Origin of the sequence: Conyzicola lurida (assembly GCF_014204935.1) — a bacterium.
Lineage (GTDB): Bacteria > Actinomycetota > Actinomycetes > Actinomycetales > Microbacteriaceae > Conyzicola > Conyzicola lurida.
In genome coordinates, this window is sequence record NZ_JACHMJ010000001.1 from 1,968,928 (window position 1) to 1,981,831 (window position 12,904).

Genomic DNA, 12,904 nt, shown 5'->3' on the forward strand with positions numbered 1-12,904 from the left:
CCCGCGACGCCATTCCCGCCGACGCTAGGTCAGCAGCACGATCTTGCCGCGGGCCTCGCCGGTCTCGACGCGGCGCTGTGCCTCGGCGGCCTCGGCGAGCGGGAAGGTTTCGGCGACCTCGATGTCGAACAGCCCGATCGAGGCGAGTTCGGCGGCCGCGCCGACGCCCTCGCGCCGGAGTCGCAGCTCCTCGTCGCTGAGCGGCACGGGGCTTCCGCCCGACCAGGCGCGGATTCCGAGCTCGGCCGCCCGCGCCCCGACGACGATCGTGCCGATGCTCTGCCGGTCGCTGACGAGTTCGAACGACGCCTCGAGCGCTTCGTCGGTGCCGGCACCGTCGAGCACGAGGTCGATGCCCTGCGGTGCCGCCTCGCGCACGCGGTCGACGAGCCCGTCGCCGTATTCGACGGGGATACCGCCGAGACCGCGCACGATCTCGGCACGCGCGGCGCTCGTGGTGGCGACGACCGTCGCTCCCCATGCGACGGCGAATTGGATGGCGGCCTGGCCGACGGCTCCGGAGCCGGCGTGCACGAGCAGGGTCTGGCCCGACGTCAGGCCGAGCGACCGCAGCGCCTGGTACGCGGTGCCGACGGGCACGCCCACCGCCGCCGCCTGCTCCCACGTCCACTCCTCGGGCTTGCGGTCGACCTTGGCCACGTCCACCGCGAGGAACGTGGCGTAGGCGCCGCTCGCGCTGACGATGACCTCGTCGCCGACCGCCCACTCGTCGACGCCGTCGCCGACCTCGACGACGAGTCCGGCGGCGTCGGAGCCGGTGCGGCGCGGCGTCGTGATCGGGGGCGTCGTGCGGATTCCGGCGCGGAGCTTGCCGTCGATCGGGTTGACCCCGACGGTCAGCACCTCCACCAGCACCTGTCCCGCGCCGGGCACGGGACGCTCGACCGTCGCGAGCTCCAGTACCTCCGGACCGCCGATGCGCGAGTACTGCACAACCGTCGCTTCTGCCATCGTTCTCTCCTCATAACGCTCTGCGGGGGCATCCGCCCCACACTCAATTGGTAACACGCGTCGGAGTTCCGACGCCCCGTGTGACGCCCGGTTGCCCGGTCAGGCCGCGCGCGCCGGCCGGCGGAAGCGCAGCCAGACGAGGACGATGCCGCCGACGATCAGTCCCCAGAACGCCGATCCGATGCCGACGACGGTGATTCCCGACGCCGTGACGAGGAACGTGCCGATCGCGGCGAGGCGGTCGTCGGGGTCTTCCATCGCGGCCGTGACCGCCCCGACGAGGGCGCCGAGCAGCGCGAGACCCGCCACCGCCTGGATCAGCAGCGGCGGTGAGGCGAGCACGAACGCGGTGGCGAACCCGGCGAACAACCCGAGCACGATGTCGGCGATGCCGCCCGCTACCGGAGCGATCCAGCGGCGGCTGCGGTCCGCGGCCGCCTCGGGTCCGGCGGTCAGCGCCTGTGTCAGCGCGGCGAGGTTCACGGTGATGCCGCCGGCGAGAGCCCCGACGGCCGAGAGCGCGCCCGAACCGACGAGTGCCGAGCGAACCGGGGGCTCATACCCGAAGCTCGTCAGGATCGCGGCGCCCGGGATGTTCTGCCCGGCCATCGTGACGATGAAGAGCGGCAGGGCGATGCTCACCACCACGACGGGGTCGAACTCCGGCGAGACGAACTCGAGGTGCGGCAGCAGGTTGGCGCCGTTCAGCCAGCTGGTGTCGACGGTGACGGCGAGCAGCACCCCCGCGAGCACGATGGAGGCGGGCACGGCCCAGCGCGGGGCGAGCCGGGCGAGCACCAGCCAGACCAGGATCACGGGGATGGCGAGCATTGGGATCTGCGCCGCGGCGGTCACCGGCGCGAGGCAGAGCGGGAAGAGGATGCCGGCGAGCATGGCGTTCGAGATCGGGCGGGGTATGCGCGAGATCAGCCGGCCCAGCGCGGGCCACAGCCCGACCAGCACGATGAGCGCGGCGGCGACCACGAAGGCCGCGACCGCCTCGTTGAACCGGTCGGTGATGCCCGCGGTGGCGACCAGCAGGGCCGCACCCGGAGTGCTCCAGGCGAACTTCACCGGCACTTTCGTGATGAGACTCAGCACGATGGCCAGCACGCCCTGGGTCACACAGACGATGAGAAGACCGGATGCCGCCTGCGATTCGTTCGCTCCGACCGCGGCCAGCCCGGCGAGCACGATGGCGAACGAGCTGGAGAACCCCGTGATAGCGGCGACGATCCCCGCGACGATCGGTTGGACGATGGGCTATCGGCACTCTCTACTGACGGCCGCCTCCCCGTGGGCAGCGGCCGGACGACACGGGCGGCTGTTAGGCCGACTTCTCCTGGCGCTGTGCCGGGCGCGGCACGATGGTGGGCGCGGCGTTATTGAGCACGGCGTCGCGGGTGACGATGACGCGGGCCACCTGGTCGTCGCTCGGCACCTCGAACATGATCGGTCCGAGCACCTCTTCCATGATGGCGCGCAGCCCGCGGGCGCCGGTCTGGCGGAGCACGGCGAGGTCGGCGATCGCCTCGAGGGCGTCCTCGTCGAAGTCGAGCTCGACGCCGTCGAGCTCGAACATGCGCTGGTACTGCCGGATCAGCGCGTTCTTCGGCTTGGTCAGGATGTCCATGAGCGCGATCTGGTCGAGCGGGGTGACCGTGGCGACCACGGGGAGGCGGCCGATGAACTCGGGGATAAGCCCGAACTTGTGCAGGTCTTCGGGGAGGACCTCGCTGAACAGGTTGCGTTCGTCGCCCTTGCTGTGGAGGGGGGCGCCGAAGCCGATGCCCTTTTTGCCCGCACGCTGCGAAATGATGTCTTCGAGTCCCGCGAAGGCGCCGGCGACGATGAACAGCACGTTCGTCGTGTCGACCTGGATGAACTCCTGGTGCGGGTGCTTGCGGCCGCCCTGCGGCGGCACGGAGGCGACGGTTCCCTCGAGGATCTTGAGCAGCGCCTGCTGCACGCCCTCGCCGGAGACGTCGCGGGTGATCGACGGGTTCTCGGCTTTGCGGGCGATCTTGTCGATCTCGTCGATGTAGATGATGCCGGTCTCGGCACGCTTGACGTCGTAGTCCGCGGCCTGGATCAGCTTGAGCAGGATGTTCTCGACGTCTTCTCCGACGTAGCCCGCCTCGGTGAGGGCGGTCGCGTCGGCGACGGCGAACGGCACGTTGAGACGCTTTGCGAGGGTCTGCGCGAGGTAGGTCTTGCCGCAGCCGGTGGGGCCGATGAGCAGGATGTTCGACTTCGAGATCTCGATGTCGTCGATCACCGTGTCGACCGAGGCGATGGGGGTGCGGGCGCGCACGCGCTTGTAGTGGTTGTAGACGGCGACGGAGAGGGCCTTCTTGGCGGCCTCCTGGCCGATGACGTACTCCTCGAGGAAGTCGTAGATCTCGCGCGGCTTCGGCAGTTCGAACTCGCTCGAGGTCTCTTCGCCGGCCTCGGCCAGACGCTCCTCGATGATCTCGTTGCACAGCTCGACGCATTCGTCGCAGATGTATACGCCGGGTCCGGCGATCAGCTGCTGTACCTGCTTCTGGCTCTTTCCGCAGAAGGAACACTTGAGCAGGTCGGCGCTCTCTCCGATGCGAGCCATGTGCAGCCTCCCTCAATCACCGTGTGCTACGTGCACCGAGCCTAACCTGTGCCGCCGACGCGCGCTGGCACTCTGCCGTTTTGAGCGCGTCGCGGCGACACATTCACCCGCTTCGGGCTGACCCGGGGGACGAACGCCCAGGCCGCGACGATTTAGTCTTGTAGTACCGGAGTACGACACAGGGCCGATGCACAACGCAGGGGGTGAGGCATGGCGACACGCTGGGGGCGCTTCGCGCGCGGCTGGCTGGCCGCTCTGTTCTCGACCCTCGTCGCCGCGGTCTCCCACACTCTCGCCGGCGGCGACGGTCCGAGCGGCCTCGCCCTCGTGCTGGCGCTCGCGTTCGCCGGCCTGACCTGCATCGCCCTCACCGGGAAGAGCGTTTCGCTCGTCCGCGTCGCCGCGTCCGTCGCCCTCAGCCAGGTGTCCTTCCACACGCTGTTCAGCACGATCGGCGGGTCGACGGCCGGCACGGGCATGGTCGGCGGAGCGGGGCATGAGCACGCGGCATCCGTCGTTCTGATCGCCGACGGCGGCACCGCCATGCATCACACCGACGGCTGGATGTGGCTGGGCCACGGCGTCGCAGCTGTTCTCACGGTCATTGCGCTGCGTTACGGAGAGGGCGCCTTCTGGCAGCTGCGCTCGATCGCACGCCTGTTCTCACGCACGGTGTTCGCCGTCGTGCCCGTCGTCTCGGCACTCCCCCGCACGGCCCCGCGGCTGCCGGCCGTCGGCCACTTCTTCGTTCCGCGCTTCTGCGCGTTCGTCCGTTCGTCCCTGGGACTCCGTGGTCCGCCGGTGGGAGCGGCCGCCTAGGCGGTCTCTCCACGACACCCGCATCACCCCACTCTCAAGGAAGAACCATGAAGAAATCCCTTATTGCCGTGCCCGCTGCGATCGGCGCGGGCCTCGTGCTCGCCGTCGCTGCCCCTCTCGCCGCCTCCGCACACGTCACTATCGACCCGGGCCAGGCCGAGGCCGGCTCGTACACGATCGTGACGGTCAAGGTGCCGAACGAGTCCGAGACGGCGACCACCAACCGCGTCGAGGTCTCGCTGCCGACCGACACCCCGTTCACGAGCGTGCGCTACGTGCCCGTCGCCGGCTGGACCGCCGAGCTCGTGCGCACGACCCTGCCCGAGCCGGTCACCGTCGGCGAGACGACCGTCACCGAGGCGGTCACGTCGGTGGTCTGGACCGCGGATGCCGGTTCCGAGATCGGTGCCGGACAGTTGCAGTTGTTCCCGCTGTCGATGGGGCCGGTTCCGGATGTCGGATCCCTGACGCTCCCGGCCGACCAGGGCTACAGCGACGGCACCGTCGTCAGCTGGAGCGAGACGGCCACGGACGCGGAACACCCCGCGCCCGTGCTGTACGTGAACGACGCCCCCGCGGAGGACCACCACTCGGGCGCGACCGCGTCGGCCGACGAGGACACCGAGGTCGCGGCATCCGAATCGTCTGACGACGTTCTCGCCCGAGTCCTCGGACTCGGCGGCCTCGTGGTCGGCGTCGTCGGTATCGTGCTCGCGGTGACCGCTCGCCGGAAGTCGGCCAACTGATGGCCGCCCGACGCCGCATCGCCGTCGCGGGGCTGAGCGTCGCCGTCGCCGGTGTCGCCGTCCTCGGCTTCGCCGCGCCCGCGCAGGCGCACGACGTGGTCGTCGCGTCGACACCGGCCCAGGGCGAGACGCTCACGGCGCTGCCCGAGGCGTTCTCGCTGACCATGAACGAGACGCTGGTCGTCTCGGAGGGGACCGAAGCGAACTTCGGCATTCGGATCACGGATGCTGCTGGCCTGTTCTACGGCGACGGATGTCTGTCGTTCGTCGACGCGACCATGAGCACCGGCGCCTACCTCGGTGCACCCGGGACCTACACCGTGGTGTGGCAGTTCGTCTCGTCGGACGGCCACATCGTCAGCAGCAGCGGGTCGGGATACAGCCCGATCTCCTTCACCTGGCAGCCCGCCGCCGACGCGGTCGCCACCGTGGGGTCGGCCACCGCGCCCGTGTGCGGGGTGACCGAGGTCGGTACCGCGACGCCGAGCCCCGATCCGACGATGTCGACGCAGGAGACCCCCGCCGAGACCCCCTCTCCGAGCGCGACCGCCGCGACCGAGCCGTCCGATGCCGACGCGTCGACGAGCAGCACGCTGCTCTGGATCGGCGGCGCGGGCCTCGCGGTCGTCGCCGCGGTCGTCGTCACGCTGCTCCTGGTGCGCCCGAAGAAGCTGGTCGACACGGAGCGGGACGACACGGAGCGGGACGACACCGAGGCGTAACCCCTCCCCGCGTCATCCACGCACAAGAAAGGCCGCACCCCGAGGGGTGCGGCCTTTCGCGGTAGTAGAAACTACGCCGTCAGGGACGGGAGGTTCTTGCGGCTTTCTAGTACCTGGTCGATGAGACCGTACTCGAGGGCCTCGGCCGCGCTGAGGATCTTGTCGCGGTCGATGTCCTTGTTCACCTGCTCGGGCGTGCGGTTCGAGTGGTGCGACAGGGTCGTCTCGAGCCAGCCGCGCATGCGGAGGATCTCGGCGGCCTGGATCTCGATGTCCGACGCCTGGCCGCGGCCGGCGTCACCGGTCGACGGCTGGTGGATGAGGATGCGCGCGTTCGGCAGGGCGAGACGCTTGCCCGGCGTTCCGGCGGCCATCAGCACGGCGGCGGCCGAAGCAGCCTGTCCGAGCACGACGGTCTGGATGTGCGGCTTGATGTACTGCATCGTGTCGTAGATGGCCGTCATCGCGGTGAACGAGCCACCGGGCGAGTTGATGTACATCACGATGTCGCGGTCGGGGTCCTGGCTCTCGAGGACGAGGAGCTGGGCCATGACGTCATCGGCCGAGGCGTCGTCGATCTGCACGCCGAGGAAGACGATGCGGTCTTCGAACAGCTTGGCGTACGGGTCCTGGCGCTTGTAGCCGTAGGCGGTGCGCTCCTCGAACGTGGGGAGGATGTAACGGGACTCGGCCGAGGGACGGGCGACGCCACCGAAGTTGTAGTTGTCCATAGTCGATTCCTAGTTCTTGGCCGCGATGTCGGGGTCGTCGGACACGGTCTCGTCGGTTCCACCACCGCCGACGACGGTGGAGGCGAATTCGCGGATGTGGTCGACGAAGCCGTACTCGAGGGCACCCTTCGCGTCGAACCAGTTGTCGCGGTCGTTGTCGATGAGGACCTGCTCGACCGACTTGCCGGTCTGCTCGGCCGTGAGCTCTGCCATGCGCTTCTTCATGTCGAGGATGACGAAGGCCTGCGTCTGGATGTCGGCGGAGGTTCCACCGAATCCGCCGGACGGCTGGTGGAGGAGCACGCGGGCGTTCGGCGTGATGTAGCGCTTGCCCTTCGTGCCCGAAGAGAGCAGGAACTGGCCCATGGAGGCGGCCATTCCGATGCCGACCGTGACGATGTCGTTCGGTACGAACTTCATCGTGTCGTAGATCGCCATTCCGGCGGTGATGGAGCCACCGGGCGAGTTGATGTAGAGGTAGATGTCGCGCTTGGAGTCTTCTGCTGCAAGCAGGAGGATCTTCGCGCAAATCTCGTTGGCGTTGTCATCGCGCACCTCTGAGCCAAGCCAGATGATGCGGTCCGAGAGGAGTTGGTCGAAAACACTGCTGACCAATGCCGGTTGGGCCATTGTTGCGCTCCGTTTCAGTTGTAACTTGGGTTCGAATCTACTGGAGGTAACGCGTACAAACCGACGTGTTCGCCTACGGCAGATTGGCGCGAGTCCTGCGGGGGCGAATTAAGCTGGCCGGATGACGCATTCCTGGGATTCCCGCGTCGCCGAGGTCTGGGCGAGCGCCGACGAGCTCAGCGACGACGCCGTGCTCGCGAGCATCGACTCCCTCGTCGCCGAGGTCGACGAGACAGAGGGGCCGGATGCCGCGGCCGCAGCCTTCGAGGCGGCGAGCGTGCGCGACTACCTCGGCCACGAGGCGCAGGCCGAACCGCTCTACCGCGACGCCATCGCGCTCGGCCTCGACGCCGCACGCCGCCCCCAGGCGCAGCTACAGCTCGCGAGCACGCTGCGCAACCTCGGCCGCCCCGTCGAGGCCGTCGAGCTGCTCGAGGAGCACCTCGCCGAACATCCCGCCGACGAGTGGACTGCGGCCGGCGCGGCCTTCCTCGCGCTCGCACTCGTCGATGCCGGTCGCGAGCGGGACGCGGCATCCGTCGCCCTCGCCGCTCTGTCGGAGAGCCTGCCGGCCTACGGCAACGCGGTACGCCGCTACGCGCTGGAGCTGCGCCGCTAGAGCCTGCGTTAACGACGACGGGCCCGGCACTCGCGTGCCGGGCCCGTCGTGTCGAGCGACTACTTGTGGTCGTGACCGTAGTGCTCGTGGTTGGCCTTGCGGCCGTGGCTGTCGCGCGCGGCGCCACCGGAGTTGGCCTGCGTGAGCATCGATGCCGCGTCGGAGGTGTCGAAGCCGTCCTCGTCGGTCGATTCCTCGCCCGAGTCGGCGAAGCCAGCGGTGAATTCGGAGACGTCGACGGTCGCACCCTTGGTGTCGACGACCTTCGCCTTGCCGAGGATGACCGCGAGGGCCTTCGAGCGGGCGACCTCGCCGATCATGCCGGGGATCTGGCCGTTCTTGTCGAGGACCTGGATGAACTCGCCGGGCTCCATGCCGTACTGGGCGGCACCCTGGATGAGGTACTGGGTGAGCTCGTCCTGGCTGACCTTGATCTCTTCCTTCTCCGCGATGGAGTCGAGCAGGATCTGGGTGCGGAAGGTCTTCTCGCTGGACTCGGCGACCTCGGCGCGGTGAACGTCGTCTTCGAGGCGGTTCTCGTTCTCGAGGTGGCGGTGCACCTCGTCCTCGACGAGCTTGGCGGGGACGGGGATCTCGACGGTCTTGAGCAGCTCGTCGACGATCTGGTCGCGCGCCTCGGCGCCCTGGCCGAAGACCTTGGACTTCGCGACCTGCGCCTTGATGTCTGCCTTGAGTTCCTTGATGGTGTCGAACTGGCTCGCGACCTGCGCGAAGTCGTCGTCGGCCTCGGGAAGCTCGCGCTCCTTGACGGCGAGCAGCGACACGACGATCTGGGCCTTCTCGCCGGCGTTGTCGCCACCGAGCAGTTCGGACTCGAACGTGGTGGTCTCGCCCGCGCTGAGCGAGTCGAGGGCCTCGTCGATGCCGTCGATCAGGTCGCCGGAACCGACCTCGTAGGAGATCGCGTTGGCGGTGTCCACCTCGTTGCCGCCGATGGTGGCGACGAGGTCGATCTGGGCGAAGTCGCCCTTCTTGGCGGGGCGGTCGACGGTGACGAGCGTGCCGAAGCGGCTGCGCAGGTTGTCGAGCTCGTCCTTGACGTCGTCGGCGGAGACCTTGGCCTCGGCGACGGTCAGGGTGATTCCCTCGTAGTCGGGGAGGTCGAACTCGGGGCGCACGTCGACCTCGATGGCGAGGACGAGGTCTCCGCTGAAGTCCTTCTCGCTGGGCCACTCGGAGATGTCCGCCTCGGGGCGGCCGAGGGTGCGGATCTTCTCGTCGCTCACGGCCTGCTTGTAGAACTTGTCGAGGCCGTCGTTGACCGCGTGGTTGAGGACCTCGCCCTTGCCGACGCGCTGGTCGATCAGCGCGGGCGGGACCTTGCCCTTGCGGAAGCCGGGAATGTTCACCTGCGTCGCGATGTGCTCGTACGCATGGTCAATGCTGGGGCGCAGCTCTTCGGGCGTGACGGAAATGCTGAGCTTCACGCGGGTGGGGCTGAGCTTTTCGACCGTGGTCTTCACGATGGGTATCTCCTGATGTTCGTTACTTGACAGTCTGTGTCAGTTCTGACTGTGTCGGGGCGACAGGATTCGAACCTGCGACCTCTCGGTCCCAAACCGAGCGCTCTACCAAGCTGAGCTACGCCCCGGGATTACCAATACTGAACTGCGGCCTGTTTTCGGGTGCGCGCACGCAGCCCGATTTGGCCTCGGCAAGTCTAGCGGAGTTCCGCTGGCAGGAATTTGTGGTTACGCCGCCAGCGGACCGCCCCTCTGCCGCCTAGTCCTCGGCGAGGACGATGATCTTGTCGCCCGGGGCGAACGCGCGCTTCTCCGCCTTCTTCGGGTTCACGACGACGCCGTAGTCGCTCGCGCTGATGCGCGAGAGCGCCGCGATCCGGAAGCCGATCGCGGTCTCGCCGCGACGACGGGCCGCCTCGAGCACCGTGTAGAAGTCGACGGTCGATCCCTCGCGGATGTACAGCTCGACGGGCCGCAGGTAGATCTCGCTGCCGGCGCTCGAGAACAGCGTGCCGAACACGTCGGTGAGCTGCTTGTTCTCGGAGACCTGCGAGAGCATCAGGCTGATCAGCTTGTCGCTGACGATGAAGTCGTCGGCCTTGGTGACCTCGGCGAGTTCACGGTTGCGGTCGTCGAGCATCTCGCTGACGATGTTGAACTCGACGCCCGTCTTGGCCTCGATGTCCCGCAGTTGGAGCAGCGTAATGAGCGTCTTCGTGTCGGCCTGCTGGATGTCGAGCTCCTCCTTATAGGCGAGCACGATGATGTGGTCGAAGGTCTCGACCTTGAGCGCGTCGAGCACGGCGCGGCTGGTGGTGTCGCCGTGGATGTACGTGATCGGCATGCCCGGGTAGTCGGCGAAGACGGGCTTCTCGACGTCGGCGAGCACGCTCACGGTGGAGCCGGGCGCGACGTATTCGCTGAGCTCGCGCAGCATCGAGTGGAGCCCGGCGTTGTAGCCGAGCACCAGGGTCTGCTCCGGCGCGTGCTTCACGGTTCCGTGGTCACTGATCGCCGCGGCATCCGGAGCACCCGGCGTCGCCAGCGTGATGGTGCTGTCGTCCTCGGCGATGACGATGAGCTCGTCGCCCGCCTCGACCAGGAGGGTCGGGTCGGGGTTGAGGTGCACCGCGCCGCCCTTGACGAGCCCGAAGACGGAGACGTCGGTGAAGGCGAGCTGTGCGTCGAAGTAGGTCTTGCCGATCAGGCTGGGCTGCGTGGTGAAGTACACCTCGTCGCCGGAGAAGTCGAGCAGCTCGGTATAGACGACGCTGAGGCCGCTCTGCCGGCAGCTCTGCACCGTGATACGGCTGATCAGGTCGCTCGCGAGCACCCAGTGGGCTTCGTCGCGGCCGACGAGACGCGCCGCCTCCATGTTCGTGGGCTCCTGCACCTCGCCGACGATGTGGTAGTCGTCGCTCTTGCGCTGCGGGTTGTTGGTGAGCGCCAGAGCAGTCTTGATGACGATCGAGTCGGGGTCGGATCCGCCCTCGGGCGCGAGGATGATGATGCTGCGCGCGGTGTGCGGGTTGCTGATCTCGAGGTCGCGCAGGTTCATCGGGTCGCCGCTGCGCACGATGATCTTGGTCTTGCCGGTGTCGGGCAGTTCGGCGTGGATCGCCTCTTCCATCTCCACCTTGTCGCCGTCGGCGAGGATGACGATGCTCGACTTCTTGCGGGACTCGTTGGCGATCACCAGTTCGCTGATGATCGGGAAGACCTTGGCGCTCCAGCCGAGGATCAGCGTGTGGTCGCTCTCGATGACGCGCGACCGGCCCTTGCGGAGGTCCTCGATCTTCGTGTTGAAGGCCGTGGAGACGATACCGATGAGGGTGGCGACGGTCAGGATGCCGAAGAGGGTGACGAGCAGCATGGGTACGCGGAACCAGAAGCCCGAGTCGCCGGCGACGGTGCCGGCGTCCATGGCGCGCATGAGGTTGCCCCAGAGCAGTTCGCCGAAGTCGTCGATCTGTCCGTCGTGCTTCTCGGGCGAGATGACCTGGAAGAGCTGGACGATGAGCGCCACCGCGACGATGAAGATCAGTGTCGCGATCGCGAGGAGGCCGACCAGCGCGCCCGGGCCCTTCGACATCACGCCGTCGAACCAGTAACGCAACTTCTCGCCGAAGCTGGTCTTGTTCATGTTTCCCCCACACGCTCAGAAGTGTCGCGTAAGCCTAACGGTGATAGCCGGTTCGGAGTTACGCCCCAGTTCGGGTACAGTGTTCTTCGGCAGTCACGCGAAATCTTCGGATTCGCGGCGTGGGTGTTCCCGAAAAACCGGCGGAAACCCGCCGGATTCGGGGCTGTAGCTTAGTGGTAAAGCCTCTGTCTTCCAAACAGATGATGCGAGTTCGATTCTCGTCAGCCCCTCCATCTCCCCCTCGGCCTACGGGCCGGTGAGCGTCGCCTGCAGGATCGCGCCGTACCTCTCGACGAGTTCGTCGTGCGGCAGGTCCAAGAGCACCGGGTCTTCCCGGATGCTCAGCGCCGAGAGCAGCCCCTCGACCTGGGCCGCGAACAGGTGCGCCCGCAGCTGCGCGTCGGGGCCTTCCAGCCTGGCGGCCACCCCCTCGGCGAAAACCGACGTCACCGACGCCTTGAACACGCGCCCGACGTCGGGGCGGTCGGATGCCCGCACCAGCGCGGACCACAGGCCGAATCCCGCCTCCCGATGGCTCGCGATCAGATCGACCACGCCGCGGCCGAGGTCTTCGACCGGGCCCTGCAGCGCTTCGCGCCACGACGCAGGCAGCGACATGGTCTGCACGAAAAGCGCCTCTTTCGACCCGAAGTGGCGGATGACGATGGAGGGGTCGGTGCCCGCGGCCTTCGCGATGTCGCGCACGCCCGTGGCGACGTAGCCGCGTTCGGAAAACAGAGCGACGGCCGCGTCGCGGATGGCGGCGCGCACGTGGGCCGAGCGGTCGCCCGGGGCGATCGGGACGCTCGCTTCGTCCCGGATGCTGTTCTCGTCCGTCATCCGTCGCCCCTCGTTCTTCTCGTCGCCGCCGTCTGCCAACGGTGTTGACAGTATGCGCGACCGGGCGTACTGTCAACGACGTTGACAGAGTCGCCGACACCCGAAATCACCCCACTACCGACTCCGAGACGAAGGGCTGCCCTCGTGACCGATACCTACTCCCCCACCACCAGCGCGATCGGGCAGGCGGCGTTCACGCCCCAGCGGCAGACCGCCGCGGCCCCGGGCGCGGCCGACCGGCCCGCCGTGCACGAGCTCATGTCGCCCGAGGTCAACGTGCAGCGCATCATGTGGACCGGCACGATCTGGTTCGCCGCCGCCGTCGGCGCCGTCGCCGTCACTCTCGGCTTTCTGCTCAGTTCGGGATGGCGCCCGGCGATGCTCTCGACCGGGGACGAGATCGTCTTCTGGATCGGCGCGACCGTCGTCGCGCTCAGCATCGGACTGATCGGCTGGTCGGGCTGCCCGATCCTCGAGGTCGACGTACCCACGGCCGACAAGAACAAGAGCCGCACGATGCAGTTCGGCACGGCCATGTTCATCGGCGGCGGGGCGATCACGCTCTTCGCGATCCTGCTCGGCCCGTAGGGCAC

General features: G+C 68.0%; 13 protein-coding genes and 2 tRNA genes. 6 read left to right on the forward strand and 9 right to left on the reverse strand.

Features of this window, described 5'->3' with window-relative positions; all coding sequences use genetic code 11:
- Positions 1–24 precede the first annotated feature (24 nt).
- The 3 genes from HD599_RS09480 to clpX all read right to left on the reverse strand — a co-directional run bounded on the left by HD599_RS09480 (position 25) and on the right by clpX (position 3,577).
- On the reverse strand, positions 25–972 hold the full coding sequence (locus HD599_RS09480) for an NADP-dependent oxidoreductase (protein WP_184236497.1): 948 nt from the start codon (positions 970–972) through the stop codon (positions 25–27).
- A 99-nt stretch (positions 973–1,071) separates the two neighbouring features.
- Positions 1,072–2,232 (reverse strand): benzoate/H(+) symporter BenE family transporter, encoded by a 1,161-nt coding sequence (locus HD599_RS09485; RefSeq protein ID WP_184240504.1) that lies wholly within the window; start codon positions 2,230–2,232, stop codon positions 1,072–1,074.
- 67 nt (positions 2,233–2,299) lie between these two features.
- Complete coding sequence (clpX, locus tag HD599_RS09490; protein WP_184236500.1) at positions 2,300–3,577, reverse strand: ATP-dependent Clp protease ATP-binding subunit ClpX; 1,278 nt, start codon at positions 3,575–3,577, stop codon at positions 2,300–2,302.
- A gap of 210 nt (positions 3,578–3,787) precedes the next feature.
- Between clpX and HD599_RS09495 the strand changes: the two genes are divergently transcribed.
- Genes HD599_RS09495 through HD599_RS09505 form a run of 3 tightly spaced genes read left to right on the forward strand, consistent with a single transcriptional unit; the run spans position 3,788 to position 5,864 of the window.
- Positions 3,788–4,396, forward strand: coding sequence for a hypothetical protein (locus tag HD599_RS09495; protein ID WP_184236503.1), 609 nt, complete (start codon positions 3,788–3,790; stop codon positions 4,394–4,396).
- A 47-nt stretch (positions 4,397–4,443) separates the two neighbouring features.
- On the forward strand, positions 4,444–5,142 hold the full coding sequence (locus HD599_RS09500) for a YcnI family copper-binding membrane protein (protein WP_184236506.1): 699 nt from the start codon (positions 4,444–4,446) through the stop codon (positions 5,140–5,142).
- A complete protein-coding gene (locus HD599_RS09505) occupies positions 5,142–5,864 on the forward strand; it encodes a copper resistance CopC family protein (RefSeq protein WP_184236509.1) in 723 nt (240 codons plus the stop codon). The genes HD599_RS09500 and HD599_RS09505 overlap by 1 nt, the downstream gene beginning before the upstream one ends.
- 71 nt (positions 5,865–5,935) lie before the next feature.
- Here the strand turns inward: HD599_RS09505 and HD599_RS09510 are convergent, their stop codons facing one another.
- Positions 5,936–6,595, reverse strand: coding sequence for an ATP-dependent Clp protease proteolytic subunit (locus tag HD599_RS09510; RefSeq protein ID WP_184236512.1), 660 nt, complete (start codon positions 6,593–6,595; stop codon positions 5,936–5,938).
- A 9-nt stretch (positions 6,596–6,604) separates the two neighbouring features.
- Positions 6,605–7,225: an ATP-dependent Clp protease proteolytic subunit gene (locus tag HD599_RS09515; protein WP_184236516.1), complete on the reverse strand. Its 621-nt coding sequence runs from the start codon at positions 7,223–7,225 to the stop codon at positions 6,605–6,607.
- 121 nt (positions 7,226–7,346) lie between these two features.
- Here HD599_RS09515 and HD599_RS09520 point away from each other — a divergent pair, with 121 nt between their 5' ends.
- Entirely contained in the window at positions 7,347–7,844 is a 498-nt protein-coding gene (locus HD599_RS09520) for a tetratricopeptide repeat protein (RefSeq protein ID WP_184236520.1), read from the forward strand.
- Between the two features lie 59 nt (positions 7,845–7,903).
- On the opposite strand, the gene tig is transcribed toward HD599_RS09520, so the two are convergent.
- The 3 genes from tig to HD599_RS09535 form a co-directional block, all read right to left on the reverse strand.
- Complete coding sequence (gene tig, locus HD599_RS09525; protein WP_184236523.1) at positions 7,904–9,328, reverse strand: trigger factor; 1,425 nt, start codon at positions 9,326–9,328, stop codon at positions 7,904–7,906.
- Positions 9,329–9,382: 54 nt separating this feature from the next.
- A tRNA-Pro gene (locus tag HD599_RS09530) sits at positions 9,383–9,456 on the reverse strand.
- A gap of 131 nt (positions 9,457–9,587) precedes the next feature.
- Positions 9,588–11,471 (reverse strand): CASTOR/POLLUX-related putative ion channel, encoded by a 1,884-nt coding sequence (locus HD599_RS09535; RefSeq protein ID WP_184236526.1) that lies wholly within the window; start codon positions 11,469–11,471, stop codon positions 9,588–9,590.
- 159 nt (positions 11,472–11,630) lie between these two features.
- Between HD599_RS09535 and HD599_RS09540 the strand changes: the two genes are divergently transcribed.
- Positions 11,631–11,704: transfer RNA gene (locus HD599_RS09540), tRNA-Gly, on the forward strand.
- A gap of 13 nt (positions 11,705–11,717) precedes the next feature.
- Here the strand turns inward: HD599_RS09540 and HD599_RS09545 are convergent.
- Positions 11,718–12,311: a TetR/AcrR family transcriptional regulator gene (locus HD599_RS09545; RefSeq protein ID WP_184236529.1), complete on the reverse strand. Its 594-nt coding sequence runs from the start codon at positions 12,309–12,311 to the stop codon at positions 11,718–11,720.
- Between the two features lie 144 nt (positions 12,312–12,455).
- Here HD599_RS09545 and HD599_RS09550 point away from each other — a divergent pair, with 144 nt between their 5' ends.
- Positions 12,456–12,899, forward strand: a complete 444-nt coding sequence (locus HD599_RS09550; protein WP_184236532.1) for a hypothetical protein — start codon at positions 12,456–12,458, stop codon at positions 12,897–12,899.
- Positions 12,900–12,904: the final 5 nt, after the last annotated feature.

Excerpts from the sequence above, each read along its gene's own strand:
- HD599_RS09500 (WP_184236506.1), top strand. The coding sequence starts at position 4,444 with ATGAAGAAATCCCTTATTGCCGTGCCCGCTGCGATCGGCGCGGGCCTC.
- HD599_RS09545 (WP_184236529.1), bottom strand. The coding sequence starts at position 12,311 with ATGACGGACGAGAACAGCATCCGGGACGAAGCGAGCGTCCCGATCGCC.
- clpX (WP_184236500.1), bottom strand. The coding sequence starts at position 3,577 with ATGGCTCGCATCGGAGAGAGCGCCGACCTGCTCAAGTGTTCCTTCTGC.
- HD599_RS09480 (WP_184236497.1), bottom strand. The coding sequence starts at position 972 with ATGGCAGAAGCGACGGTTGTGCAGTACTCGCGCATCGGCGGTCCGGAG.
- HD599_RS09510 (WP_184236512.1), bottom strand. The coding sequence starts at position 6,595 with ATGGACAACTACAACTTCGGTGGCGTCGCCCGTCCCTCGGCCGAGTCC.
- HD599_RS09535 (WP_184236526.1), bottom strand. The coding sequence starts at position 11,471 with ATGAACAAGACCAGCTTCGGCGAGAAGTTGCGTTACTGGTTCGACGGC.
- HD599_RS09505 (WP_184236509.1), top strand. The coding sequence starts at position 5,142 with ATGGCCGCCCGACGCCGCATCGCCGTCGCGGGGCTGAGCGTCGCCGTC.
- HD599_RS09515 (WP_184236516.1), bottom strand. The coding sequence starts at position 7,225 with ATGGCCCAACCGGCATTGGTCAGCAGTGTTTTCGACCAACTCCTCTCG.
- HD599_RS09520 (WP_184236520.1), top strand. The coding sequence starts at position 7,347 with ATGACGCATTCCTGGGATTCCCGCGTCGCCGAGGTCTGGGCGAGCGCC.
- HD599_RS09495 (WP_184236503.1), top strand. The coding sequence starts at position 3,788 with ATGGCGACACGCTGGGGGCGCTTCGCGCGCGGCTGGCTGGCCGCTCTG.